Here is a 23709-nt window from a genome sequence, read left to right as displayed (position 1 = left end):
GAATTTAATAACATTTTTTTGTGAGGCATCCATTTTGGTGACTTATAAAAAGAATATGCTCTAAATTGAGTATTAACTAATGATTACTGCCCACATATTGTAAAGATAATTTTGTAGTAAAGTGTGCATTTATCAGAGTGAATAAGGCAAATAACATATAGGATGTGTGGATATACAGGTTCAATGATTACTCCGCACAAAATACAACATAACACGCAGTGAAGCACATTTTTTTAAAAATATTATACTCATTCTTTAAATATTATACTCAATGGATCCTAAAGTTACTGAATTATATAAGAAGAAACTGATAGAGACACTTGATGCGTTTACTGAATTTTGTGAAAATAACAATCTTCACTATACCGCTGCTGGTGGAACTGCTATAGGAGCCCTTCGTCATAAAGGCATTATACCATGGGATGACGATATAGATGTATGTATGCTACGTCAAGATTATGACAAACTGCTACAGATAAAAAACAAACTTATTGGTTCGAAGTATGCGATTGCAACACCAGAAGACGAGAACTACATTTATCCATTCGCCAAATTTTATGATACGACCACGACTCTTGTTGAATTGAAATCCTTTGGGTCTTGTGTAAGTGGTGCCTATATAGACATCTTTATATTAGACGAGGTCGCAGGTTCTTTTGAAGAGATTAGAACACGTAAGCAAAAGTATGACTATCTATTCATGAGATACCAACAGTCCTTCCGTCATTTTACCTTTGAATACTTTATAAAGAACCTTCTTAAGGGACGCTTTGAAGAATTTAAATCAGGACTATCTATGTTGTTCGGGAGAAAGAAGGAAACTAAAAAACGTAGAGAAGCATTCTTTAACTACGATCAGGACTGGAAAAAAGAAAAAAGCAACAGGGTATTTAATCATCACACCTTCTATAAAATAGAAAAGGAGCTTTTTCCAAAAGAATGGTTCTCTTCATTTAAGAAAGTATCTTTCGAAAACACCAGTATATATGTGTCAACAGATATTGAAAAGTACCTTACGCAATTGTTTGGTGATTATATGACACCACCTTCAGCCGATAAACAGGTGTCAATGCACTATCACTACTATCTTAATCTTAAAGAAGGTCTTACGTTAGAGGAGGTTAATAAACGAATCGCAATCGGAGAACATACTGTAATCTAATATGTCTGATAATAAATCAAAGCAGGTTGCAAAAAATACCATATATCTGTATATCCGCATGATCCTCGTTATGGCGGTGTCGCTATATACGTCTCGTGTGGTTCTTCAAGTGTTAGGTATTGAGGATTTTGGCATCTACAATGTTGTTGGTAGTGTTGTAGTATTCTTGAGTTTCCTACAAGCAGCACTTCGTAATGCTACCTTTCGTTATTTTACATATGACTTAGGCGCAGGAAATACGGATAGTCTTGGAAAGACCTATTCTATGGCCATAAATACTCATATGCTGATGGCATTAGTACTTTTTCTATTAATGGAAATAGGTGGTATTTGGTTTATAAACTGTAAAATGAATGTGGTGCCAGAACGACTATATGCAGCTAATTGGGCATTTCAGTTTTCTCTTCTTACATTCTGTATTTCAGTCATTCGTACGCCATTTGAGTCAAATATCTTAGCTCATGAGCGTATGGACTTCTACGCTATTACTAGTGTAGCAGAGGTTTTTTTACGTTTAGGTATAGTGTATCTGCTGCTTGTAATACCTTTAGACAAATTAATTGTCTATGGAGGCTTGACAATGTTAGTGTATTTTTCATTATTCCTATTTTATGTTATATTTTGTCATTACATATTTAAGGAGATTAGATACACGAAGTATTGGGATATTCGTATTTTGAGACAGTTTGCATCTTATTCAGGGTGGAGTCTTTTGGTTAATGCTGCATGTATTACCCGTAGTCAGTGTATTAATATTTTCTTCAATCTCTTCCTTGGTGTATTAGCCAATGCAGCTATGGGGATTGCTAATCAAGTGGTAGGAGCTTTGAATACCTTTGTTACAAATTTTACACAGGCTTTTCGTCCACAACTTATAATGTCATGGGCCTCAAAGGAATATGATTATTTCATGAGAGTGATATTCTCTACATCCAAAATGGCCTATTTTCTTTTGCTTATTATAAGTATACCTGTTGCATGTAATATCAAATTTTGGCTAAAAATTTGGTTGGGGGAATATCCAGAGATGGCTCAAATATACATTATTTCCATTATCTTATATTATCTCATTGATGCTATACAGGAGCCTTTGGTAACCTCTGTTCATGCTACGGGTAGATTAAAATATCATCAGATTATGATATCAACCCTTGTATTCTTATTTATTCCAATTTCATACTTTATGTTGAAATTTGGTGTAGCAGGTGAATGGGTGTTAATTAGTAATGCATTGCTTAATTTGACGTGCGCTACTGCCAGAACTCTGTATATGAGGAACCTTATAAATCTAGATTTGCATGCATACTTTTCAAAAGTTGTCCTTCCGGTTATATGTGTAACTGTACTCTCGCTTCCTCTACCAATATATTTGACACGAGTATTTGAGGCGAATTGGACTAATGCAATATTGCAGACGCTACTTTCTATGGCTATTACAACTGTATTATGTTTCTTCGTTGGTTTGAGTAAAAGTGAAAGAAATATGGTATATTCTTTTCCAATTGTAAAAAAAATACTCGGAAAATAATATAATTATGCCAAAACTATCGGTCATTGTTCCTGTATATGGAGTGGAGAAATATATAGCTCGTTGTGCTAGGAGTCTCTTCGAGCAGACCTTGGATGATATCGAATTTATCTTTGTGGACGATTGTACCCCCGATAGTTCAATGGAGATATTAGCCCAAGAAATTGAAAAATATCGACTCTGCTTCGCGGAGATGAATCATGTGATACGAACTGAGAGGATGTCTATGAACAGCGGGTTAGCCGCTGTTCGTAGACATGGGATCCAGTTGGCCACCGGAGATTTTGTCATTCATTGTGATAGTGATGATTGGGTAGATAAAGATGCTTATCTACATATGTACGAGACTGCTATTCGAGAAGATGCAGATTGCGTACTATGTAATTATGCTTGCCATGATGGAAAACAACTTTTAGTAGAGAAGAAAGGATGTATATCAACTAATAAGGATGAGTATCTTCAAGAATTATTCTATCAACGATCAGAATGGCCTGTATGGAATCGTATGGTGCGTAGAGATATCTGCACATCAATAAAACAAGACCCTGTATGTAATATGGGCGAAGACATGGTGCTATCGTTACAATACACAATAAAGTGTAAGCAGATTGCACTTGTTCCTAAACCCTTATATTTTTACTTTGAAAATCCCGCATCAATTGTAAGAACAGTTACGCTCGAGTCTGTTGTTAGTAAATTTAGACAATCAGATGCAAACGTCAGAGTGCTTTCTGAAGCATTGAAAGAAGAGTCAATCAAAGATCACAAAATACTAGAAGGGTTGGAATGGTTGTACTATCGTTCATCCAATACTTTATTACCGTTTATCAGAAACAAAGAGGTAAGACAAATTTGGCGTAAACACTACGACCAATACAATTGGAAATTTCTTAAACATTCAAGGATAAGTATAGGAAGAAAAATAAGGCATGTCTTGATTACAGTATATCTTTTTATGCATAAATAATCATAAGCAAGATTTTATATGATTTTTTATATTACAATATTTATTATTTCTATCATATTTGTTCATTTTGCGGGAAAGAAAACTAACTCGTATATTCTGCATTTTTTTGCATTGACAGGTCCTATTTTGATTATGTCTCTTAGAGACCAGAATGTGGGTACTGATACGCCTCATTATGCGGATATGTATGATTGGAGTTATTCAGCAAACAGTCTTTTAGATTACTTGTTGGCAACACGTATTGAACCTCTTTTTGCGACATTATTATATGTATGTTCTCACAATAATCTTTCTTTAATAGGATTGTACTTTACATCCGCAGTATTATCAATTCTACCTGTCTATTACGTTGCGATAAAGAATAGAAATGAAGCTTCACCAGTTTTGGTAATGTTTATATTCTATATGCTATTTTGTCCGTATGCTTTTAATATTATGAGACAATCAATAGCAACTGCATTCCTAGTATTGGCTCTTCATTTTCTTTTGAGAAAAGAGTACATAAAAACATACTTGTTCGTCTTAATTGCTTTCCTAAATCATTATATATCTATATGTTTTTTGCCTATAGTTCTTTTTATTCAATTTAGAAATCTAGCTAATAAAAAAGCAATTGCTGTTTTTGTCTTATTATTTGTTCTATTTCTGCCAAGGATAATACCTTTATTTGATAGTTCTTTGGATTATTATCAAGGAACGTATATGGATAAGGGAAGGGTAGTATATCAATCTTGCTATGTAGTTGAGATGCTATTAAACTTCCTTTTGGTATTTTGGGCAAAAAGATATAAAAAATATATTGATAATTATTCAGTTTATCTAATACTATCCTTTCTAACCTTGATTGCTATTGGTTCAAGTACTATAGCTCCTTATATTTACCGTATTGCAATTATGCTAGATATGCTTATGCTCATTTACATGCCTCAAGTATTGCAAAAAAATAATGTTTGTAGATTTGCCTATGTCGTATTTGCGATTTTTTTCTTTTGGTTTGTATTTGTGTACAATAAAACTAGTGGAATCGTTCCTTATCATTCAACTATACTAGGAGTATGATGAAAACAATCGCAACGAAAATAGTCTTTGTTATTTCATGGCTACTAATGTGGCCACATGCAATATTATGCATGCTGAGTCCTAATAAAGAGGAAATATTAAAGGATATCGAAAAGGATATGGGCTTCCGAAGTGCTTCCTTTACTAGGATCAATGCATTGGTTTATGTACTATTACTTGACAAATTCTATAGAACACTATTCTACTATAGAATTGGAAAAATATCTATTTTGTTAAGTTGGTTATGGAGAGGAGACAGCAGTTTTTGTATTACATCTGGCAAGGTGGGTGGAGGCGTTTTCTGTATTCATCCGACATCCACTTACCTAAATGCGAATAAGATTGGAATCAATTTCTCCTGTCGGCAGAATACAACTATAGGAAATAAGCTTGATACACGTCCATCAGAAAGACCATTCATTGGTGATAATGTTACAATAGGAGCTAATGTAGTCATTATTGGTAATATTACTATTGGAAATAACGTAACGATTGGTGCTGGAAGTGTTGTGGTGAAAGACGTTCCTAGCAATGCAATTGTAGTTGGTAATCCCGCAAGAATTATTAAATATACAGACTAATGAGAATACTTCACATATCAGACTTTGGACGTCGTGCCACAGGTATTGGAACTGTGATAGAGCGTTTGCTAACCGAACAAACATCTTTGGGGCATGAAGTACGCATAGTAAATGTAACGGAAAATATTGCGTACAAACACCTTGATATAATGACATGTTATGAAAAAGCAGATCTGGAGAATTTTATCAGAGAATGGAGACCGGATGCAGTTCTCTTTCATTCGATATGGATAATGCCCTATATTGGTTTTGCAAGAGTTCTTAAGACTAATGATATCCCATATGCTATTATGATGCATGGTGCTGATTCCAAAGAGAATAGAAAGCGATCTACCATAAAAAAATGGGGGGCAAATGTTCTTATGTTTAATCGATTTATGAAGAATGCATCTGCTGTTATTTACTTGAGTAAGACGGAGGAAGAATTATGTCTCTCTGCAAAAAATAACAAAAATAATGTTATTATTCCAAATGGATGCGATGAGGGGGAGTTCAATATTGATTCGATTGGTATTCATACTCCTGTGAATATTGTTTACCTTGGGCGAATTGATAAATTCCATAAGGGGGTAGATGTGTTGTTGGATGCATTAGGAATATTGAAGGCTCAGAAATTCTACGAGGTGAGGGTTAGTTTCTATGCCAACGAAAACGATGTGGATCTGCAATATCTAAAAGATCGACTTCCGGAATTAGACGGCATTGCAGCATATAGAGGAGGAGTATATGGGGAAGATAAGTGTAAAGTACTAAGAGAAGCTGATGCGTTCGTACTCACCAGTCGTTTTGAAGGTATGCCTATGGGAGTACTTGAAGCTATTTCTTATGGAGTGCCGTGCATCCTAACTCCTGGAACAAATATGGCAGATGATCTTCGATATGTAGGAGCTGGATGGAAGGCTGAATTTGATGCTCATTCTGTTGCAGAAAAAATAAAAGAGGCAGTTGCTGATTTAAATAATCATTATTGTATGCATCATGAAGCTGCATACAATCTATCAGCTAATTATAACTGGAAACGGATAGCTCAAATGCATATAGATCTGATGAACAGAATATCTGAAAAGCAATAACAATATGGTTGTAATGAGCAGTAATTTTTCCGTCTGTCTGTCGGTCTACAAGAACGACAGACCACAAGAATTTGAAAAAGCAGTAATGAGCATATACAATCAGACATGGCCTAAGGAAATCGTACTTGTGGTGGATGGTTCCATCCCATCAGATTTGGATAATACCATCTCGGTGATGAAACAGAAGATCGGTATTATGAATGTTGTACGTCTTCAAGTGAACCAAGGTCATGCTATTGCACCTCAAACTGGTATCAAGGCTGCAAAGAACGATTTATGCGCCATCATGGATGCGGATGATATTGCAGTCCCAACACGTTTTGAGGATGAGTTAGAAGTACTCTCTTCACACCAGAGGTTAGCGTTGTAGGAGGGCAAATAAATGAATTTATCGACTGCGTAGATAATGTAGTTTGTTCGCGTGTTGTACCTGTCTATGATAAAGAAATTAAATAGTATATGAAAAGTCGTTGCCCAATGAATCAGATGACCGTAATGTTCAAAAAGAAGGATGTAATGAGCGTAGGTGGCTATCAGCATTGGTATTGCAATGAGGACTATTTCCTATGGATACGTATGGCTCTGAGCGGATACAAATTTCATAATGTTGAAAAAAACTTGTTAACGTTAGAGCTGGTAAGGAAATGTATCAACGTAGAGGAGGTATGGAGTATTTCAAGAGTGAAGCACGTCTACAGAAGTATATGCTTGATAATCATGCGATTGGCAGGATGGGTATTTGATTAATGTTGCAAAGCGGCTGATAGTTCAAGTACTCTTGCCAAATCGAATTCGCGGATGGGTGTTTCGTACCTTTGCGCGTAAGTAAAATAAAAGAGGCTTGTGCATCAGTCTGATAAATTCGATTGATATGCAAAGACTATATATATTAGAATCTGTATACAAGAATGATAAGGCTAATCATCTAAAAGATGCATTAGATAGTATATTTTCCCAATCATATGGTGACTTTAAGTTACTACTTTTTGTGGATGGTCCAATATCAGATATGCTATGGAATGTAATAAATTCTTATACTGATGAAAGATTTGAGGTGATTAACAGTTTGCAAAATCATGGTTTGGCTTTTGCACTCAACCAAATGTTAATGCAATGCAAAGATGCAGATTATATCGCCCGCATGGATGCAGATGATATCTCAGTGCACGATCGATTCGAGAAGCAGGTTGCTTTTCTAGAGGCGCATCCGAAGGTGGATGTGGTAGGTGGAGCCATCAACGAGATTGACGAGAATGGTAACGACCGTGGTAAGGTGACTCGATATCCTTGCGAACCTGATGCATGTCGCGCGTTCTTTGCAAAACGTAATCCTGTAGCACATCCAACCGTGATGTTCCGAAGAAGTTTTTTTGAGAAGGCTGGTTGGGCATATCCTACCGACTTCGAGCGCAATGAGGATACTCGCCTTTGGCATGAGGGGTACAAGCATGGATGCGTGATTGCTAACTTGCCGGATGTGCTGTTGAATTTCCGTATGACAGACAGTATGTTCAAGCAGAGACGCAATGGACATACGTTTGCAGAGAGTCAGTTGCAGCTCCGTAAAATGATTGCCAAGGATCTCGGTTATGGTGCTATGGCTTATGTGTATGCCTATGCGATGTACCTGCTTATGATTTCGCCAAGTTGGATTTTGAAATTTGCTTATAAAATATTGAGATAATGTTAAAATAACAACTACTATGAATATAGCTATAATACTCTCCGGAGGCGTAGGCTCACGTATGGGTCTCAATCTCCCTAAACAATACGTCCTGGTCAATGACCAGCCGGTGATAAACTATTGCCTTAAGACTTTCTTGGACAACGAAATGACGAATGCCATCGTTATCGGTGTGGCTGACGAGTGGAAAGATTTTGTGATGGAGTATGTTGCTAAGCTCAATCCTCTTAAGCCTATCTACTATGCTCAACCAGGAGAGACCCGTCAGTACTCTATTTACAACGCGCTAAAAGTGGTGCGTAAGAGTGGTTTTGCAGATGAAGATATCGTACTCATTCATGATGCAGCTCGTCCTTTGGTAAGTAACGACCTTATCAATCGTTGCTACAATGGTTGCAAAGAGGCAGATGGTATCATGCCTGTGAATCCTGTCAAGGATACTACCTATTTAAGTGAAGATGGTAAGCATATCCAGTCGCTTCTTAATCGTAGTCATCTTTGGGGGGGGCAGGCTCCTGAGGCATTCCGATTCGGTAAGTACATCAACGTTCATGATGAGATGCCAAGAGAGGAACTTCTGAAGATCAATGGCAGCACCGAGATTGCATTCAAGGCTGGACTTGATTGCAAAATGGTTGAAGGTGACCCAATGAACTTTAAGATTACTACTCCAGAGGATTTGTCGAGTTTTGAAGCAATAATCAAAAAAGCGTAATCAATATGAAAGCATACGTACTTCATGCGGTTAATGATCTCCACTATGATGAGATTAATATACCAGAGTGCCCTAAAGGTTGGGCGATTATTAAAGTTAAAGCAGCAGGTATCTGCAGTTCTGATATTGCTCGTGTATTCACAAAGGGGACCTATCATTTTCCTACTATCCTAGGACACGAATTCTCTGGAGAAGTTTATTCGGTAGGTGATGAGAAGGATGCGGTCTTTGTAGGCAAGAAGGTGGGTGTCTTCCCTTTGATTCCTTGCCGTGAATGTCCTCAGTGTGCTGAAAAGCATTACGAGATGTGTGCTAACTATGACTATGTCGGCTCTCGTCGCGATGGCGGTTATGCAGAATATGTAGCCGTACCTATCTGGAATTTGCTAGAACTTCCAGAGACAATCTCTTTCACTTCAGCTGCAATGCTGGAACCGCTTTCTGTTGCACTTCATGCTATTAAAATTGGTGGCGTAAAAAAAAATGATAATGTGGCTATTATCGGTACTGGCATGATAGGCATTAGCACTGGACAATGGGCTTATAAATTTGGTGCCAGAAAGGTGACTGTTATTGGTCGAAACGAAACTAAACGCGAGTTAGTAGAGAAATGCGGTTTGGAGTATGCTATCTGCAGTAATAAGGATGAGATTAGTCAGTATGATTTCGTTCTTGAGGCTGTTGGAACTCCTTCGGCAGTAGAGATGGCTGTAAGTGGTGCGATCCCAGGAGGAACTGTACTACTGATGGGAAACCCTTCTGGCGACATCAATTTCTCTCAGGACCTTTATTGGCGTATTCTCCGCAAGCAGCTCGTATTAAAGGGCACTTGGAACTCGGCTTACGATGGCACTAATTCTTCTGATTGGACGGAGGCAGTAGCAGCTATTGCTAACAACGAAATCAATGTAGAACCATTAATTTCACATGTATTTAAGCAGGATAACCTGATGGACGGTTTGAAACTGATGCAGGAACACGCTGAGCCTTATTGTAAGGTAATGACAACGTGGAATAATTAATAAAATATAATGGATATGCATAAAAGTGAAATTTCGGCATCAATGATGTGTTCTGATCTTGTTGATTTACGTGAGACTATAGACATTTTTGAGAAGAACGGTGTTGAACGTCTTCACATCGACATGATGGATGGTAACTTTGTCCCAAATTTCGGACTTGGAGTAGATTACGTTCGAGGTCTTCGGAAATTGACATATATTTCGTTGGATCTTCATCTGATGATAAAAGACCCAGAATATAAACTTCAGTGGATTGGCATCAAGGAGACAGATATCGTAAGTATTCACTACGAGAGCAGTTTCCAAGTTCAGCGAGTGTTAGATTGGTTACAGCCTTATGGTTGTAAGCGATTCTTGGCTATTAATCCTGCTACTCCTGTAAATGCACTTGAAGAGGTATTGGATTACATTGATGGCATTAACCTTCTTATGGTTAATCCGGGTTTCGCAGGTCAAAAAATTGTACCTTCTACCTTGCGAAAGGCAGAGAAAGTGATAAAATTGTTGAAAGACGCAGGACGTGAGGATATCATTGTTGAAGTGGATGGTAACATTACTCCAGAGAATGCAAAAAAATTACGCGCTATCGGTGCCAATATGTTTGTATGCGGCACGTCTGCCATCTTCAAGGGTGACGTGAAGAAGTACGAGGAGAATATTATTAATTTTAGAGAGTATATCAAATGATTGAGGAACTGAATCCTATACAGAAAAACCTTCTTGAAATATTCAAATGGTTTGATGCATTCTGTCGTCAGAATGAACTGAGATATTATGCTATTGGTGGTACATTGTTGGGTACCTTGCGTCATAAAGGTTTTATCCCTTGGGATGACGATCTTGATGTTGGTATGCCTAGAAAGGACTATGAGTTATTTATGAAACTGATGAATGGGCGTCAGGGGCGTTATCAGTACGAAACAATCTATTCAACAGAAAAGGATTTTTGCTATTCTATGGGAAAATTGTATGATACGCGAACTACCTTGGTGGAGCAAAGACGAAGAACTGTCAAACGAGGATTATATATTGATATTTTCCCTATTGATGGACTTTGCAATAAAAAAGAGGAAGCCAAGAATGCATATAGCCCTATAAAATGGCGTTTGGTATTCCACGAGGCTATGGTTACTTGTACTCGTGAAGGAAGAAATTTTTGGAAGAATGCTTTCATTCAGTGTACACACTTGTTACCTGAGTTCTTGTTTAGCTCTCGTGACCTTCGCATAAAAATCGATAATATGTGTGCGGTGCATGATTTTGATTTATACCAGTATGGCGGAAATTTACTAGGAACAAAATTTGATGGCGAAGTTGTTCCATTGAAGTGGTTCGGCAAGGCAAAGGAGGCTGACTTTGAAGATATGAAAGTTTTTATTCCTGAAGATTCAGTCTCTTACTTACAGCATATATATGGTAACTGGGAAGAGCTTCCCCCAAACGAGAAACAGGTTACAGCTCATGATTTTGTAAGTTGTGATCTAAATAAGTCATATGTTGATTTATCGAATAATTGATGTATTATAATTTCCAATTGGAATCCCTATTTTTTGAACTGATACAGATTGCTGTCGGGAATTGCATATGTTTGTCACAAACCCTTTCTGCAGAGGAGTGGCAGATGCTTTTGCTATGGCTCAGAAGCAGGTGCTGGTGGGTGTTTGCTTTGTTGCTGTTGATATGTTGAGTAAGCAGAAGCAAACTGGCAACATACCGGTAGAACTGAAGATGCAGTGGTTTGCCTTAGCGAATCAGATATAGCAATGCAATGAAGTGATGAATGCTCTTTGCTTGGAACTGCAGGCTAAGTTGACGGTTGATAGTTTTCAGTCTTGTGTTTTGAAGGGGGGGCTCTATTAAAGAATTAGCTCCTTATCGTCAGTCTGGGGATATTGATATATGGTTGACAAGTGGTCACGAGAATGTGTTGGACTATGTGATAAAGCAAGCTCCTGCTAATGACCTTGACCAGAAGCATATTCATTGGCATGTGTTCAAAGATGTTGATGTGGAAGCACATTGGATTCCTGTAAAGAGAGGCAGCAGAAAGTTTGATCGGGTGCTGGATTCTTATTTTGTAAAGGAATGTGATAGACAAATGGGCAATGGGGGGTCCCAACAGTGGATTTTCAGTTGGTACACCAGTTATTGTATGTGTTTGGTCATTATGTGTATGAAGGCGTGGGATTACGTCAGTTAATGGATTTGTATTTTGCTCAAAAGGTGTGTATTAAGCAGCAACCGGAGAGTGTAAAGGAGGTGTTGAAGTTATTCAAAAGGATGGACTTGATGCGTTTTGTGGGAGCTACACAATATGTCTTACAAGTAGTGTTTGATGGAAACAGAAATGCTCATGAATTACTTGCAAATAGTTCTATTAATGATCATCTCGACACAAACACGAATCAAAAAAATAGTTTATATCTGATTTGTGAGGCTGATAAAGAAGAGGGCTTAAAACTTTTGGAGGATATTGAAAACGGAGGCAATCACGGACAGTATGATGTGCGCAATAATGTGAAGGGAGAAACTTTCATAGGGTGCTTCTGGCGTAAGTGGAGTCGCAAGTTAAGAATGATTCGCTTTGATGCCTTATGAACTCTGGTGATGCCCTTTGCTCGATTGAGATTAGAAATATGGATGCGAATAACTAGACAAAGGTACAACATTTAGATTATTATGATACTTAAATGGATTTTTGATCGGTCGGTCGCTTTGATAGGCTTGCTGTTTCTTTGGCCTATATTGATTGTTGTGGTTATCATGGTGAAGGTGAAGATGCCTGGGGGACCGGCTTTCTTTGTGCAGAAGCGGGTGGGTAAGGGGGGAAAGTTGTTTCCATGCCATAAGTTCCGAACTATGACAGTAAATCACAATGGTTCTACGGTAAGCGTGGCTGGAGATAGCCGCATTACTCCGTTTGGTGCAACTCTCCGCCATTATAAGTTTGATGAACTTCCAGGTCTCTGGGATGTACTGATTGGAAACATGTCCTTTGTTGGTCCTCGTCCGGATGTTCCTGGATATGCAGATAAGCTCGTAGGCGAAGACCGTGATGTCCTGAAACTTCGCCCAGGTATAACAGGTCCTGCAACGCTCAAATACCGACTTGAAGACGAGATGATCTCTGAGTATGTGGCAAAGAAACAGGCAGAAGGTGACACTCGTCCTATGCAGGAGATAGCAACAGAGTACAATGACAATGTAATCTATCCAGACAAAGTTCGTCTGAACTGTTATTATTATCGTCATTATTCTTTCATTAAGGATATAGAAATGATTTTTGCAACAGTTTTAGGATTTAAGGTGAAATTTGCTGGCGAGGAGTTATAAAAGGTATGAACGAATAAAATATAAGATATATGGCAACTGAAGAAAGAAAAACGATTTACCTCTGTCTTGCTCACATGAGTGAGGCGGGGTATGAACAGAAATATGTAAAAGAGGCATTCGATACCAACTGGGTGGTGCCAATGGGACCTAATGTGAATGCGTTTGAGCAGAATCTGGCAGACTTCGCTAACAACAATAGCGATGGTAGTAAGTTGGACCGTAAGGTAGTATGCCTCTCTGCAGGTACTGCTGCTGTGCATTTGGCATTGATTGCCTGTGGCGTGAAGCCGGGTGATGAGGTGTGTGTGCAGTCATTCACTTTCTGTGCTTCTTCGCATCCTAGCACTTACTTAGGAGCGAAACCTGTGTTCATCGACTCGGAGCGTACGACATGGAACATGGATCCAGAGCTGCTAGAGAAGGCTATCGTTGACCGTAAGGAGAAGACTGGCAAGTATCCAAAGGCTATCATCCCTGTGGCACTCTATGGTATGCCTTACGACTGTGAGCGCATCATGGCAATTGCAGACAAGTATGGCATTCCTGTGATTGAGGATGCTGCTGAGGGTATGGGATCGCGCTTTGATGGTCAGGTGCTGGGTACGTTCGGACGCTTCGGCGTACTTTCTTTCAATGGTAACAAGATGATCACAACCTCTGGTGGTGGTGCTTTGATATGTCGTAATGATGAAGATGCCAGCAATGTGATGTGGCATGCTACTCAAGCTCGTGATGCTTATCCTTACTATCAGCATACAGAGATTGGTTACAACTATCGTATGAGTAATGTATGTGCAGGTATCGGTCGTGGTCAGATGACTGTTCTTGATGTTCATATTGCCCACCATAAGCACGTTCAGGAGCTCTACAAGGAATTGCTGAAGGATGTGGATGGGGTAACCCTTCACGAGCAGCCTGCTGATCCTCGCTACGATGCTAACTTTTGGCTGTGTGCTGCTACGCTGGATGCAGATGTGAAGATTCAGGGTCAGGAGAACGCTTACAAGGAGGTTATCAAGACTGCCGTAGGTGGTGCTGCTGGTGTCATCAAGGCTGTGGATAGTGCTGTAACCGACTGTCAGCCTAATGAGAATGTGGAGGCTCTGCGTGTGTTCATGCTCCAGAAGAAGGTTGAGTGCCGTCCAGTATGGAAGCCAATGCACAAGCAGCCAGTGTATGCAGATGCTGTTGCTTACGTGAATGGTGTATCCGAAGAGATCTTTAGGGTTGGCTTCTGCCTACCTGCAGGTCCTTATGTAACAGATGATGATGTTCGTTACACTGTGGATTGTATCAAAGAAGCTATCGTAAAGTAAGCAACTTCCTTAATGGAGATAATAATATTTGGGAAATGAATCTGAAACATTTTGCTTGTTAGATTTATTTTCCTTTTTTTCTTTCAGTTGCTGACTCTGTATTCCGAAGTACGTAAGCCCTCAAATTAGGGCTCCAAAATGATATCTATATCTTTGTTGGATGTTGGTGTTTAACAATTACGTATAGTAGCGAATATCTTGAAAGATTTTATTTTCAGTACCAAACAGAGGTCGTTCCTCATGGAATGTCTCTTCATTCATTCTGTTTAAAGAATAACGTCCCTTACAACATTTTTCATAAATGGTACAAGGATACCCGCAGAAAAATAGTGGAAGTTCAGTTGGATGTTTTTCCCTCGTGTCCAACCTCGGAGTCCGTGCCGTCTGTCTTCTCCTTTAGATCTTATCAAAAGCTTTTGATAAAAGGAGTATTCACAAGTAAATTCTTATCCAAAGTAATATTCTATCCATACCTATAATTTATTGATTTTCAATGCATCTTTTGATAATAAAGTTTTGATAATATCTTTAATTTCATTTACCATTCTTTAGATTTGTATTATGGACAGCACTGTCTCTTTCCTATAATACAAATCTATTATGGAACCAACCAAAATCATCACTCGCAACTTACTTGTCCCCTTTGTTCGTAAGTCCTTATCTTCCTATGAATTATCGGGTGACACTTTCACTCGCATAATGAGCAGTCTGTTACAATTAACGTCTTTTATGGAGTTCAGGTCCATCGAGACGTATTCCTCGGATGTCGGCATTGCATTTCTGAGTGTCGCAAATTTGGATAAAGGTGTCTCTTACCGTCGTTATCAGCGCAATTGTCGTGGAATAGAAATTCTCAACGCATCGTTAGCGGACGCCCTGGATAACTTTTTTCGGAACAAACCCAAGCGCGTGACACGTTTGTTCAGTGGTGATATAGGTGCGATAGCCCGGCAGTATACCGATCAGTTGCTAAACCGCTCTCCTTTAACACCTGCTACCATCGACTCCCATCTCCTGTATATAAGCCGTTTTTGTGAGTTTCAGCATATGGCAGACAAATCATTGTCTACCCTTTGTTGGGACGATATTGTCGCCTATGTTGATTCTACGGGGAAAAACAGATATGCCAAGTGCTATCCTGTAAAACTGTTCATGCGTTATCTGCATGAAGGCGGCTTTATAACGACAGATTTGAGTTTGGCCTTTGAAGGTGTAACACAGCGTACCCGCAGAGTTCCTTTACTCTCATACTTTGATAAGGATGAGATACTAAAGCTGGAGCAGGCAATAGACCGTACCGGGCCGATAGGTAAACGGAACTACGCAATGATTCTTCTCTCAACCCGTCTTGGTCTGCGACGTTCAGATGTCACAAATTTGCAATTTTCAGACATCGACTGGGACAACAACCTGATTACAATCATACAGCAAAAGACCGGTAAACAGGTTGTATTGCCTCTTTTAGGTTGTGTTGGCGAGGCTTTGGTAGACTATATTGTCCACGGGCGTCCAAAGAGCAAATCCAAGTTCATATTTCTTGGATATTGCAGGCAAGGTGGAAAGCCCCGTCCGATGACAGCCGCGAAACTGACGTCTGTAGTATCTGATACCATGAGGGAAGCCGGTTTGGATTGTCGCGCCCGTCATCATGGTCCTCATAGCCTGCGCCATAGTTTGGCCACAACCCTTATGAATCAGGGCGTGGATATCCATACTATATCCGGCGTACTGGGTCACTCCTCAATTGAACCTACGATGGCATACTTGAATGTAAATCTTAAATTATTGCTTGGTTGTACTTTGGATGTACCGCCTGTATGTGAGGACTTTTATAATCAAAAAGGAGGGCTGTTCTATGTCATCGGATGAATACTACAGCCTGTTGGCGGAATATATCGTCCGTCTACGACATGAAAAGACATTGCATGGCTTTTCTTCCCTGTCCCTCTTTTATACATTGGGAGAATTAGACAGATATTGGGCAGCTAATGGCATCGGCATAACCGATTTAAAGAAAGAGGCTTATGAAAAATGGTTTGACTCCCTGGACCATGACAATCTGAGCCGCAAGACCATTTATGCAAAAGCCGCCGCTTATCGTCAGCTAATGATATATCTGTCCCGAATAGGCAAGCCGGTGTTTATCCCGGCCTTACCAAGAGAGAATGAGCATAAGTTCATCCCTTATATATTTACGCACAAGGAAATACGACTGCTGTTTAAAGCGTCCGAGCAGCAAATAATGCGTTCTCTGACCAGTAAGAACTTCATGTTTTCAATGCCGGCTATCCTGCGCTTGCTTTATAGCACAGGCATACGTTTAGGGGAAGCACTATCCCTGCGAAATCAAGATATAGACTTTGAACATAGGCAGATTATACTCAATAACACCAAGAACCGCCATCAACGTATAGTGCCCGTCAATCAGTCCCTGCTGGCTGTCCTTGAGCAATATGTGAGTTATCGCAACAAGTTAAGATGCCGGAATGCAGCAGAAAAGGATGCCTTTTTCTTTGTCTCAAACAAAGGGACACAGGGTACTTGCAGTGCTGTCGAACGTTGGTTCAAGCAGCTGCTGAGGAAAGCGGGCATACCATATAAAGGACATTTTGCAGGTCCCCGGGTGCATGACTTGCGCCACACGGCTTGCATACATGCCATGATGAAAATGACAGCTCAGGGAGTAGACCTGTACACATGTTTGCCTGTCCTGTCAAAGTTTATGGGACATATGGATGTATATGCCACAGAACACTATCTGCGACTGACTCAGGAGGCATATCCCGAGGTCATTAACCAACAGGCAGGATTGTCATCCGGGATACGGCGCGTTATCACGGATGCTTATCCGGTAAGTAACCTGATAGAGGATGAAGGCTGAATACAAGGACTTTGCCGTATGCCTACAGGACTTTTTCACGCGCTATCTAGTCCGTGAAGTAGGTGTGAGCCGGCAGACAATGCGATCTTACAGAGATACATTTATGCTGTTGCTTCAGTATTTAGAAACAGCTTGCAGTATTATACCGGAGAGAATCTGCTTTGAGCACCTGGATAAGGAGCGCATAGCTGGTTTTCTGGATTGGCTGGAAATACACAGGTTATCTTCATCCGCTACAAGAAACACCCGTCTGGCTGCAATACGTTCATTTTACAGATATATGATGAGAGAAGACCCGATGCACTTACAGCAATGGAAGAATGTTTTAACTCTCAGATTCAAGAAGGAAAAGCAGGATGTAATCAAGCATCTTAGTATTGAAGGTATCAAAGCCATATTGGAAGAAATACCCCAAGACACCTGCCAAGGCCGTCGACATCTTACACTACTGTCTCTTCTCTATAATACGGGGGCCCGGGTGCAGGAAGTTATCAATCTCACCCCCTTGTCGCTGCGATTGAATAAACCGGCAACTATAGAATTGTTCGGTAAGGGAGCTAAAACACGTATTGTACCGTTGGATCATGACATGGTGGGGTTACTGACCGGTTATATCAAAGAAACGGGACTTGATAATCTGGTGAGGAACAAAGCACCGCTCTTCTGTAACTCCCGGGGAACAACGCTTACCAATCCGGGTATTACATATATACTGAAAAGATATGCCCGACAGGCAAGAATAAAGAATCCGGATTTAGTCCCGGAAATAGTAAGCCCACATATGCTGAGACACTCAAAGGCGATGCACCTTTTACAAGCAGGAGTCAATCTTGTCTATATCCGAGACCTGTTGGGCCATGTATCCGTTACAACGACTGAAATTTATGCCAGAGCAGACTCTGAAGCAAAACGGGAAGCACTTGAGAAAGCTTATAAAGATATAGGAATTACATTACCAAATGTCAACACTTGGGAGAGGGACCCGAAACTAAAAGCCTTCCTGAAAAGTCTAAGCTAAGAGTTATTATCAAAAGCAGTTTTTAAAAGTAAATGGAGCAAACAGCTGTTTATCAGGTACTTTTAAAACTGCTTTTGGAGCTACTTTGGATAAGAATTTACTTGTGAATATTCCTTTTTCTTTTAAACTCGGGCGTAATTTCTTAAATCCGCTGTACAAAGATAGCAAGGCTTCGTGTAATGTGTATTTTGACCGAAGAAACGGAATGTACAAAATGAAGGATTTTGGGAATGATGATTATTCAGGGGATTGTTTTGCCTTGGTCGGCAAGCTAAACGGGCTGAATTGTAAAGAGCCTAAAGACTTTGTAGAAATACTGGCTATTATTAACCGAGATATGCGCTTGGGGCTATCTGACAAGCCTGAAATGAGAAATTCTTCTACTAAACCTGTTTCGGTGAAAGTGGAAATTACGCATGTACCGAAAAGGAAGAAAGCAAGACCTTACACGTTGGCACAAAAGAACTTTACGGCTGTGGAACTTGCCTTTTTGGGAGAAAGCGGTATCACGCAAGAGATACTGAAATTGTTTCGGGTGGTTTCGCTGAAGAAGTTCAGCAGTGAGAATAACGAAGGGAAACCGTTCAGCATTGCGGCGACGGATAAAGAACCGGTGTTCGGATATACGGCGAAACAGTATGTGAAGGTGTACCGCCCGCACTCGGAGATGCGTTTTTTATATGCCGGGGATTTTGGGGAGAATTATTGCTTCGGGTTGGAGCAGTTGCCTGCTAAAGGAGATTTGCTCTTTATTACGGGTGGTGAAAAGGATGTGATGAGTCTGACGGTTCACGGGTTCCATGCTATATGCTTCAATTCGGAAACGGTGACTATTCCCGTAGGAATTATTCATAGGCTCTCTTTCCGGTTCAAGCATATTGTCCTGCTCTATGATGTGGATAAAGTGGGGCTGGACAGTTTGGCAAAACAAGAACTGGCGTTGAAGAACTACGGGGTGAAACGATTGTTGCTGTCACTGGCGGGAACGAAGGTGGAAAAGGATATTTCGGACTTTTTCCGTTTGGGAAATAGCCGGGAAGATTTGATTAAATTATTTCTGGATTATCTGGATACAATATACAGCGAAACTATGTCTGCTCTGAAATCTTGTGAGGTGGATTTTAATAATCCGCCGCCCGTGGCACAAATGGTTGTGTCGGTGAATGATGTGCTATTAGGCACGCAAGGAAATATCCTCTGTATTACCGGTGGTGAGGGAACCGGAAAAAGTAATTATGTGACGGCATTGATAGCCGGTGCCATCGGACAATCCGACAATAATAAGGATAAGGTGATGGATACGTTGGGAGTGTCGGTCTGTGAAAACAGCAAGCGGAAGGCGATTCTGTTCTATGATACGGAACAGTCGGAGGTGCAGACGTACAAGAACATTACAACCCTTTTAAGGCGTTGCGGACGGGAAACGATGCCGGAATACCTGAAAGCGTATTGCCTGACGGGAATGAGCCGGAAAGAACGCTTGCAGGCGATTATCCAAAGCATGGATAAGTTTCATTACCAGTTCCGGGGGATTCACATGGTGGTGATCGACGGGATTGCGGACTTGATAAAGGGTGCGAATGATGAAACGGAAAGTATTGCTGTGGTGGAGGAATTGTATCGGCTGGCGGGGATTTACAATATTTGTATCGTTACTATCCTGCATTTTATTCCTTCGGGGCTGAAATTGCGGGGGCATTTGGGCAGTGAGTTGCAACGAAAGGCGGCGGCTATCCTCTCGATAGAGAAAGATACTGATCCGTCGGTGTCGGTGGTGAAAGTGCTGAAAGTGCGTGACGGCAGTCCGTTGGATGTGCCTATCATGCAGTTTGTATGGGATAAAGATGTCAGGATGCACGTGTATCTGGGGGAAAAGCCGAAAGAGGAAAAGGAGAAGCGGAAAGAGGATGAACTCGTGGCAGTGGCACGGGATATTTTCGGACGGCAGGACTTTATTACTTATGTGGATTTGGCGGAACAAATTCAAGCGATACCGGACGTGAAAGAACGCATAGCAAAAAGTTATATCAAGTTCATGCGGGAGAAGGAAATCATACTGAAAGACCCGTCGAACCAAAGTTATTATATCATCGGAAATTTAAAACAGGCAGGCTTATGATACCATTGGATAAAGAAACATTCGAGGCGTATATGGAACGGTTGCTCGAACAAGTGGAAAAGGTCGTAGGCGCACTGGACAAGAAGGACAAGAAACCGCAAAATTTCCTGAACGGGGAACGGCTGTACAATAACCAGGACGTTTGCCTGCTGCTGAACATCAGTAAACGGACGTTGCAACGGTACAGGGATAATGGGTTGAAGTATCACACGATCTGCATAAGACGTATTATAGGGAGAAGGACTTGCATGAGTTTATACGGCGGTATTTCGACGGGGAGAATGTAGGGAAAGGCAAAACGAAGGAATGTAAGGAAAATGAACGTACAGAGGATGGTATGTTGTCCGATGATGAGAACGAAGTAACAGAAGATATTTAGGTTGTTATGATTTCCATTTAAGCAGATTTAGCCGATAACCTGACGTTGTGTGTGTATCCCGTACTGTCGTAATGATAGGACGGGATATTTTTTCAAAGTTTTGGCAGTAACAGGTAAATACTGCCGAAAATTTGAAAATGAAAGTAGGAATACATGTTATTAGGCATAAAATAATATAATTCATCTGACAGGTGTCCTTTTCTGAAAAATAAAAGCTATATTTGTGATAAATTCTCGAATAAAGCAATTAAAATATGGTTATTCAATTTACAATAGGAAATTTTCTATCTTTCAAAGAACAATCTACATTGTCATTAGCGGCGTCGGCTTTGAAAGAAGTACAGGTTCCGGCTGAAGATATAATTTTTAGTGTAGGGACTGCCGGATTATCGTTAATGAAGAGTGCAGTTGTTTACGGTGCCAATGCATCCGGTAAATCCAATTTCATTAAGGCTTTTGAGTTCTTTAAATGGTATGTGATAAATTCATCAAAGGATATTCAAGCAGGAGAACGTGTCAATATAGAAAGTTTTCGGTTAAATTCGCTTACTGCGGGTGAACCAAGTTATTTTGAAGCCATATTCTGTGATGGAGATAATCAATATCGTTATGGATTTGAAGCTGATAATTTTTTGGTACATTCGGAATGGCTCTATCAAAAAGCTAATAAAAAGAGAGCTAAGGAGGTGGAACTATTCTATCGGGAAAAAGATAGCTTCGATATTCATACCAAGTTTGTCGTTGGTAAAGAACTTGCAGGCAAACGAATGGTGAGAGCAAATGCATTATTACTTTCTGTTGCGGCACAATTCAATGATCCGACAGCAGTAGAGATAATGAAATGGTTAAACGATACCACTATTATTTCTGGTTCTAATGATGAGAAGATATGGAATACCGCCACCATCCAACTGGATGACATCAGAATGAAACGGAGAATTGTAGAGTTTTCACGCTATGCTGATTTAGGTATTGAGAATATTGAAAAAATTGATAATACTATTGTCAGTACGCATACGCAGTACGATGATGAAGGTAATGAAGTCAAAGCTATTACTTTTCCATTCAGGAAAAATGAATCGGAAGGTACAATTAAGTATTTTTCTTTGGCGTATCCTATTATTGATGCTTTGGATAATGGAAAGCGTCTGATTATAGATGAATTTGATTCTAAGATGCATCCACTTCTTACGTGTAGAATTATTGCCTTGTTTAATTCAAAAGAAACAAATCCGAAAAATGCTCAATTGATTTTTACTACTCACGATACAAATTTGTTAAGTGCTAATACATTCCGACGGGATCAGATTTGGTTCACACAAAAAGACCGTTATGGGGCGACTGAACTTTATTCATTAGCTGAGTATAAAGTTCGTAATGATGCTTCGTTTGAAAAAGATTACTTATCCGGGAAGTACGGTGCTATTCCAATTGTCGGAGACTTAACCCGTTTGTTTAATACGCAAGAAAAATAAACTATGGCGGCTACAAAAAGGAAAAATATAAATCCGCGTATCGAAAGAAAGATAACCCGTATCAGTGGTGTACGTGAAGTGAAACAAACATTTCTGATTATTTGCGAAGGGGTTAATACTGAACCGGACTATTTTAATGCTTTCCGCTTGACTTCTGCCAATGTGAAAGCTATCGGTCAAGGCATGGGAACATTAACATTAGTACAGAAAGCTATCAATATAAAAGAGCAGGAAAGGCAAAAAGGAAGAACATATAATCAGAATTGGGTGGTTTTTGACAAAGATGACTTTCCTGAAAATGACTTTAACTCTGCTATCCTATTAGCACGCCAAAATGGTTTTGAAGTGGCTTATAGTAATCAGGCCTTTGAATTTTGGTTCTTACTTCACTTTAATCTGTATCAAGGGGCTTTGCATCGTTCTAGATATGAAAAAATGTTGAGTACTTTGCTCGGATTTGCTTATACAAAGAAGTCGGGTGTAAGCTCTAAAATGTTTAATGCTTTATTCCTTAAACAAGAACAAGCTATTAATCATGCTAAAATTATCATGAAACAATTTGATGGGAATAACCCAGCACAACAAGAGTCTTCTACTACTGTTTATAAGCTTGTGGAAGAATTAAATAAATTTGTGTGATTAAATTGTTATTAAGTTCCATTTATAATAATCTAAAATCTTATGTTCGATAAAATTTGTATAAAATCAAACAATGGTAATGAGCAAAAAATAGATATTGCTTTTTTGATTGATACTATGCTCTTCTACGGTGAGGTAAATGTTCTCGTTCATGAAAATGAACTTGTAACCTTACTAAATTTTTTTGATATAGACATATTGGCTGAATTAATAAGATTGAAGCGAATGAAATTACATGTTAGACAGAATATTTTAGGAGTATCGAAAGTTGGCAATGCCGATAACTACCAATATGGGATTGGTTTTTATAGATCTCAAAATGAAGATGTTAAAAGTGTTTTGTATAGAGCACATAGAAAAATTATAAATAATAGCATTCAAAATAATAAATTTGCAGATCGTTTTTATTATATAGTTTCACCATTTGAACATGAATCAATAGAAGATAAAATTATTAATGAAGATTTGAATAATACCCAATACTTAAAAGAAGACAAGGTTACAATGGACTTTGCCTTCTTTGTCATAGCCTTTAATATCAAAAAGATGTGTGCAAAACTGCTAAAAGCGGGAAAGGGAAAGAATGACACGCTATATTTATCTTTATCAGACCAAGTGTGAATCAACATACGACGAATATTAAGCCTTATTACCTAATTACTGAAAAAATAGTCGCATAGACAAAAAAAAGAGGAACGACTATTTTAAGATAAAAAAGGAGATGTGCCGTGACGACACACCTCCTTTTATTGATATAT

Annotated in this window: 23 protein-coding genes and 3 pseudogenes; all 26 read left to right on the top strand. The window is 39.4% G+C overall.

The window, feature by feature from the left end:
* The first annotated feature begins 271 nt into the window (after window positions 1–271).
* Complete coding sequence (locus CZ225_RS18465; protein WP_077154954.1) at window positions 272–1162, top strand: LicD family protein; 891 nt, start codon at window positions 272–274, stop codon at window positions 1160–1162.
* Window position 1163: 1 nt separating this feature from the next.
* Window positions 1164–2690 carry a lipopolysaccharide biosynthesis protein gene (locus CZ225_RS18460; RefSeq protein ID WP_077154953.1) on the top strand — a complete coding sequence of 509 codons (1527 nt, stop codon included), beginning with the start codon at window positions 1164–1166 and terminating at the stop codon, window positions 2688–2690.
* A gap of 7 nt (window positions 2691–2697) precedes the next feature.
* The gene (locus tag CZ225_RS18455; protein ID WP_077154952.1) at window positions 2698–3657 is read left to right on the top strand and encodes a glycosyltransferase family 2 protein; all 960 of its coding nucleotides are present in this window, start codon (window positions 2698–2700) and stop codon (window positions 3655–3657) included.
* An 18-nt stretch (window positions 3658–3675) separates the two neighbouring features.
* Entirely contained in the window at window positions 3676–4716 is a 1041-nt protein-coding gene (locus CZ225_RS18450) for an EpsG family protein (RefSeq protein ID WP_077154951.1), read from the top strand.
* Complete coding sequence (locus CZ225_RS24730; protein WP_083714669.1) at window positions 4713–5297, top strand: serine acetyltransferase; 585 nt, start codon at window positions 4713–4715, stop codon at window positions 5295–5297. The genes CZ225_RS18450 and CZ225_RS24730 overlap by 4 nt, the downstream gene beginning before the upstream one ends.
* The gene (locus CZ225_RS18440; protein WP_077154950.1) at window positions 5297–6370 is read left to right on the top strand and encodes a glycosyltransferase; all 1074 of its coding nucleotides are present in this window, start codon (window positions 5297–5299) and stop codon (window positions 6368–6370) included. The genes CZ225_RS24730 and CZ225_RS18440 overlap by 1 nt, the downstream gene beginning before the upstream one ends.
* 13 nt (window positions 6371–6383) lie before the next feature.
* Window positions 6384–6740: a glycosyltransferase gene (locus tag CZ225_RS23955; protein WP_200800555.1), complete on the top strand. Its 357-nt coding sequence runs from the start codon at window positions 6384–6386 to the stop codon at window positions 6738–6740.
* A gap of 107 nt (window positions 6741–6847) precedes the next feature.
* Complete coding sequence (locus tag CZ225_RS23950; RefSeq protein ID WP_200800554.1) at window positions 6848–7117, top strand: glycosyltransferase family protein; 270 nt, start codon at window positions 6848–6850, stop codon at window positions 7115–7117.
* 124 nt (window positions 7118–7241) lie between these two features.
* Window positions 7242–8054 carry a glycosyltransferase gene (locus CZ225_RS18430; protein WP_077154949.1) on the top strand — a complete coding sequence of 271 codons (813 nt, stop codon included), beginning with the start codon at window positions 7242–7244 and terminating at the stop codon, window positions 8052–8054.
* Window positions 8055–8073: 19 nt separating this feature from the next.
* Window positions 8074–8769 (top strand): IspD/TarI family cytidylyltransferase, encoded by a 696-nt coding sequence (locus CZ225_RS18425; RefSeq protein ID WP_077154948.1) that lies wholly within the window; start codon window positions 8074–8076, stop codon window positions 8767–8769.
* A 5-nt stretch (window positions 8770–8774) separates the two neighbouring features.
* Window positions 8775–9791, top strand: coding sequence for a galactitol-1-phosphate 5-dehydrogenase (locus CZ225_RS18420; protein WP_077154947.1), 1017 nt, complete (start codon window positions 8775–8777; stop codon window positions 9789–9791).
* Window positions 9792–9806: 15 nt separating this feature from the next.
* On the top strand, window positions 9807–10478 hold the full coding sequence (locus tag CZ225_RS18415; RefSeq protein WP_077155884.1) for a ribulose-phosphate 3-epimerase: 672 nt from the start codon (window positions 9807–9809) through the stop codon (window positions 10476–10478).
* Window positions 10475–11308: a LicD family protein gene (locus CZ225_RS18410; RefSeq protein WP_077154946.1), complete on the top strand. Its 834-nt coding sequence runs from the start codon at window positions 10475–10477 to the stop codon at window positions 11306–11308. Before CZ225_RS18415 ends, CZ225_RS18410 begins: the two co-directional genes overlap by 4 nt.
* Window positions 11309–11375: 67 nt before the next feature.
* Window positions 11376–11552: a hypothetical protein gene (locus CZ225_RS23735; RefSeq protein ID WP_159441787.1), complete on the top strand. Its 177-nt coding sequence runs from the start codon at window positions 11376–11378 to the stop codon at window positions 11550–11552.
* Between the two features lie 372 nt (window positions 11553–11924).
* Window positions 11925–12389 (top strand): hypothetical protein, encoded by a 465-nt coding sequence (locus tag CZ225_RS18400; RefSeq protein WP_129585830.1) that lies wholly within the window; start codon window positions 11925–11927, stop codon window positions 12387–12389.
* Between the two features lie 81 nt (window positions 12390–12470).
* Window positions 12471–13124 carry a sugar transferase gene (locus CZ225_RS18395; protein ID WP_077154943.1) on the top strand — a complete coding sequence of 218 codons (654 nt, stop codon included), beginning with the start codon at window positions 12471–12473 and terminating at the stop codon, window positions 13122–13124.
* Between the two features lie 29 nt (window positions 13125–13153).
* Window positions 13154–14440, top strand: a complete 1287-nt coding sequence (locus CZ225_RS18390) for a DegT/DnrJ/EryC1/StrS family aminotransferase (protein ID WP_077154942.1) — start codon at window positions 13154–13156, stop codon at window positions 14438–14440.
* A gap of 176 nt (window positions 14441–14616) precedes the next feature.
* Window positions 14617–14799, top strand: a pseudogene (locus tag CZ225_RS24495) (hypothetical protein); the annotation flags it as partial.
* 241 nt (window positions 14800–15040) lie between these two features.
* Complete coding sequence (locus CZ225_RS18380) at window positions 15041–16309, top strand: site-specific integrase (protein ID WP_083714667.1); 1269 nt, start codon at window positions 15041–15043, stop codon at window positions 16307–16309.
* Window positions 16296–17321, top strand: a complete 1026-nt coding sequence (locus tag CZ225_RS18375; protein ID WP_077154940.1) for a tyrosine-type recombinase/integrase — start codon at window positions 16296–16298, stop codon at window positions 17319–17321. Before CZ225_RS18380 ends, CZ225_RS18375 begins: the two co-directional genes overlap by 14 nt.
* Complete coding sequence (locus CZ225_RS18370) at window positions 17311–18339, top strand: tyrosine-type recombinase/integrase (RefSeq protein WP_077154939.1); 1029 nt, start codon at window positions 17311–17313, stop codon at window positions 18337–18339. Before CZ225_RS18375 ends, CZ225_RS18370 begins: the two co-directional genes overlap by 11 nt.
* Window positions 18340–18442: 103 nt before the next feature.
* On the top strand, window positions 18443–20458 hold the full coding sequence (locus CZ225_RS18365; RefSeq protein WP_234983075.1) for a toprim domain-containing protein: 2016 nt from the start codon (window positions 18443–18445) through the stop codon (window positions 20456–20458).
* Window positions 20455–20837, top strand: a pseudogene (locus CZ225_RS18360) (helix-turn-helix domain-containing protein). Before CZ225_RS18365 ends, CZ225_RS18360 begins: the two are co-directional and overlap by 4 nt.
* A 254-nt stretch (window positions 20838–21091) precedes the next feature.
* On the top strand, window positions 21092–22312 hold the full coding sequence (locus tag CZ225_RS18355; protein ID WP_077154937.1) for an AAA family ATPase: 1221 nt from the start codon (window positions 21092–21094) through the stop codon (window positions 22310–22312).
* 3 nt (window positions 22313–22315) lie between these two features.
* The gene (locus CZ225_RS18350) at window positions 22316–22951 is read left to right on the top strand and encodes an RloB family protein (RefSeq protein ID WP_077154936.1); all 636 of its coding nucleotides are present in this window, start codon (window positions 22316–22318) and stop codon (window positions 22949–22951) included.
* A 477-nt stretch (window positions 22952–23428) separates the two neighbouring features.
* Window positions 23429–23631, top strand: a pseudogene (locus CZ225_RS23490) (IS5/IS1182 family transposase); the annotation flags it as partial.
* Window positions 23632–23709: the final 78 nt, after the last annotated feature.

It is taken from the genome of Bacteroides bouchesdurhonensis (assembly GCF_900155865.1).
GTDB classification, from domain to species: domain Bacteria; phylum Bacteroidota; class Bacteroidia; order Bacteroidales; family Bacteroidaceae; genus Bacteroides; species Bacteroides bouchesdurhonensis.
Note: the sequence above shows the minus strand (reverse complement) of the source record. Positions and strands in the feature narration are given on the sequence as shown.

Bases quoted from the DNA above. Each gene is read 5' to 3' on its own strand.
- CZ225_RS23950 (WP_200800554.1), top strand. From the start codon at position 6,848: ATGAATCAGATGACCGTAATGTTCAAAAAGAAGGATGTAATGAGCGTA.
- CZ225_RS18350 (WP_077154936.1), top strand. From the start codon at position 22,316: ATGGCGGCTACAAAAAGGAAAAATATAAATCCGCGTATCGAAAGAAAG.
- CZ225_RS18355 (WP_077154937.1), top strand. From the start codon at position 21,092: ATGGTTATTCAATTTACAATAGGAAATTTTCTATCTTTCAAAGAACAA.
- CZ225_RS18460 (WP_077154953.1), top strand. From the start codon at position 1,164: ATGTCTGATAATAAATCAAAGCAGGTTGCAAAAAATACCATATATCTG.
- CZ225_RS18375 (WP_077154940.1), top strand. From the start codon at position 16,296: ATGTCATCGGATGAATACTACAGCCTGTTGGCGGAATATATCGTCCGT.
- CZ225_RS18425 (WP_077154948.1), top strand. From the start codon at position 8,074: ATGAATATAGCTATAATACTCTCCGGAGGCGTAGGCTCACGTATGGGT.
- CZ225_RS18395 (WP_077154943.1), top strand. From the start codon at position 12,471: ATGATACTTAAATGGATTTTTGATCGGTCGGTCGCTTTGATAGGCTTG.
- CZ225_RS18390 (WP_077154942.1), top strand. From the start codon at position 13,154: ATGGCAACTGAAGAAAGAAAAACGATTTACCTCTGTCTTGCTCACATG.
- CZ225_RS23735 (WP_159441787.1), top strand. From the start codon at position 11,376: ATGTTTGTCACAAACCCTTTCTGCAGAGGAGTGGCAGATGCTTTTGCT.
- CZ225_RS18380 (WP_083714667.1), top strand. From the start codon at position 15,041: ATGGAACCAACCAAAATCATCACTCGCAACTTACTTGTCCCCTTTGTT.
- CZ225_RS18465 (WP_077154954.1), top strand. From the start codon at position 272: ATGGATCCTAAAGTTACTGAATTATATAAGAAGAAACTGATAGAGACA.
- CZ225_RS18455 (WP_077154952.1), top strand. From the start codon at position 2,698: ATGCCAAAACTATCGGTCATTGTTCCTGTATATGGAGTGGAGAAATAT.
- CZ225_RS24730 (WP_083714669.1), top strand. From the start codon at position 4,713: ATGATGAAAACAATCGCAACGAAAATAGTCTTTGTTATTTCATGGCTA.
- CZ225_RS18450 (WP_077154951.1), top strand. From the start codon at position 3,676: ATGATTTTTTATATTACAATATTTATTATTTCTATCATATTTGTTCAT.
- CZ225_RS18410 (WP_077154946.1), top strand. From the start codon at position 10,475: ATGATTGAGGAACTGAATCCTATACAGAAAAACCTTCTTGAAATATTC.
- CZ225_RS18440 (WP_077154950.1), top strand. From the start codon at position 5,297: ATGAGAATACTTCACATATCAGACTTTGGACGTCGTGCCACAGGTATT.
- CZ225_RS18420 (WP_077154947.1), top strand. From the start codon at position 8,775: ATGAAAGCATACGTACTTCATGCGGTTAATGATCTCCACTATGATGAG.
- CZ225_RS18415 (WP_077155884.1), top strand. From the start codon at position 9,807: ATGCATAAAAGTGAAATTTCGGCATCAATGATGTGTTCTGATCTTGTT.
- CZ225_RS18430 (WP_077154949.1), top strand. From the start codon at position 7,242: ATGCAAAGACTATATATATTAGAATCTGTATACAAGAATGATAAGGCT.
- CZ225_RS18370 (WP_077154939.1), top strand. From the start codon at position 17,311: ATGAAGGCTGAATACAAGGACTTTGCCGTATGCCTACAGGACTTTTTC.
- CZ225_RS23955 (WP_200800555.1), top strand. From the start codon at position 6,384: ATGAGCAGTAATTTTTCCGTCTGTCTGTCGGTCTACAAGAACGACAGA.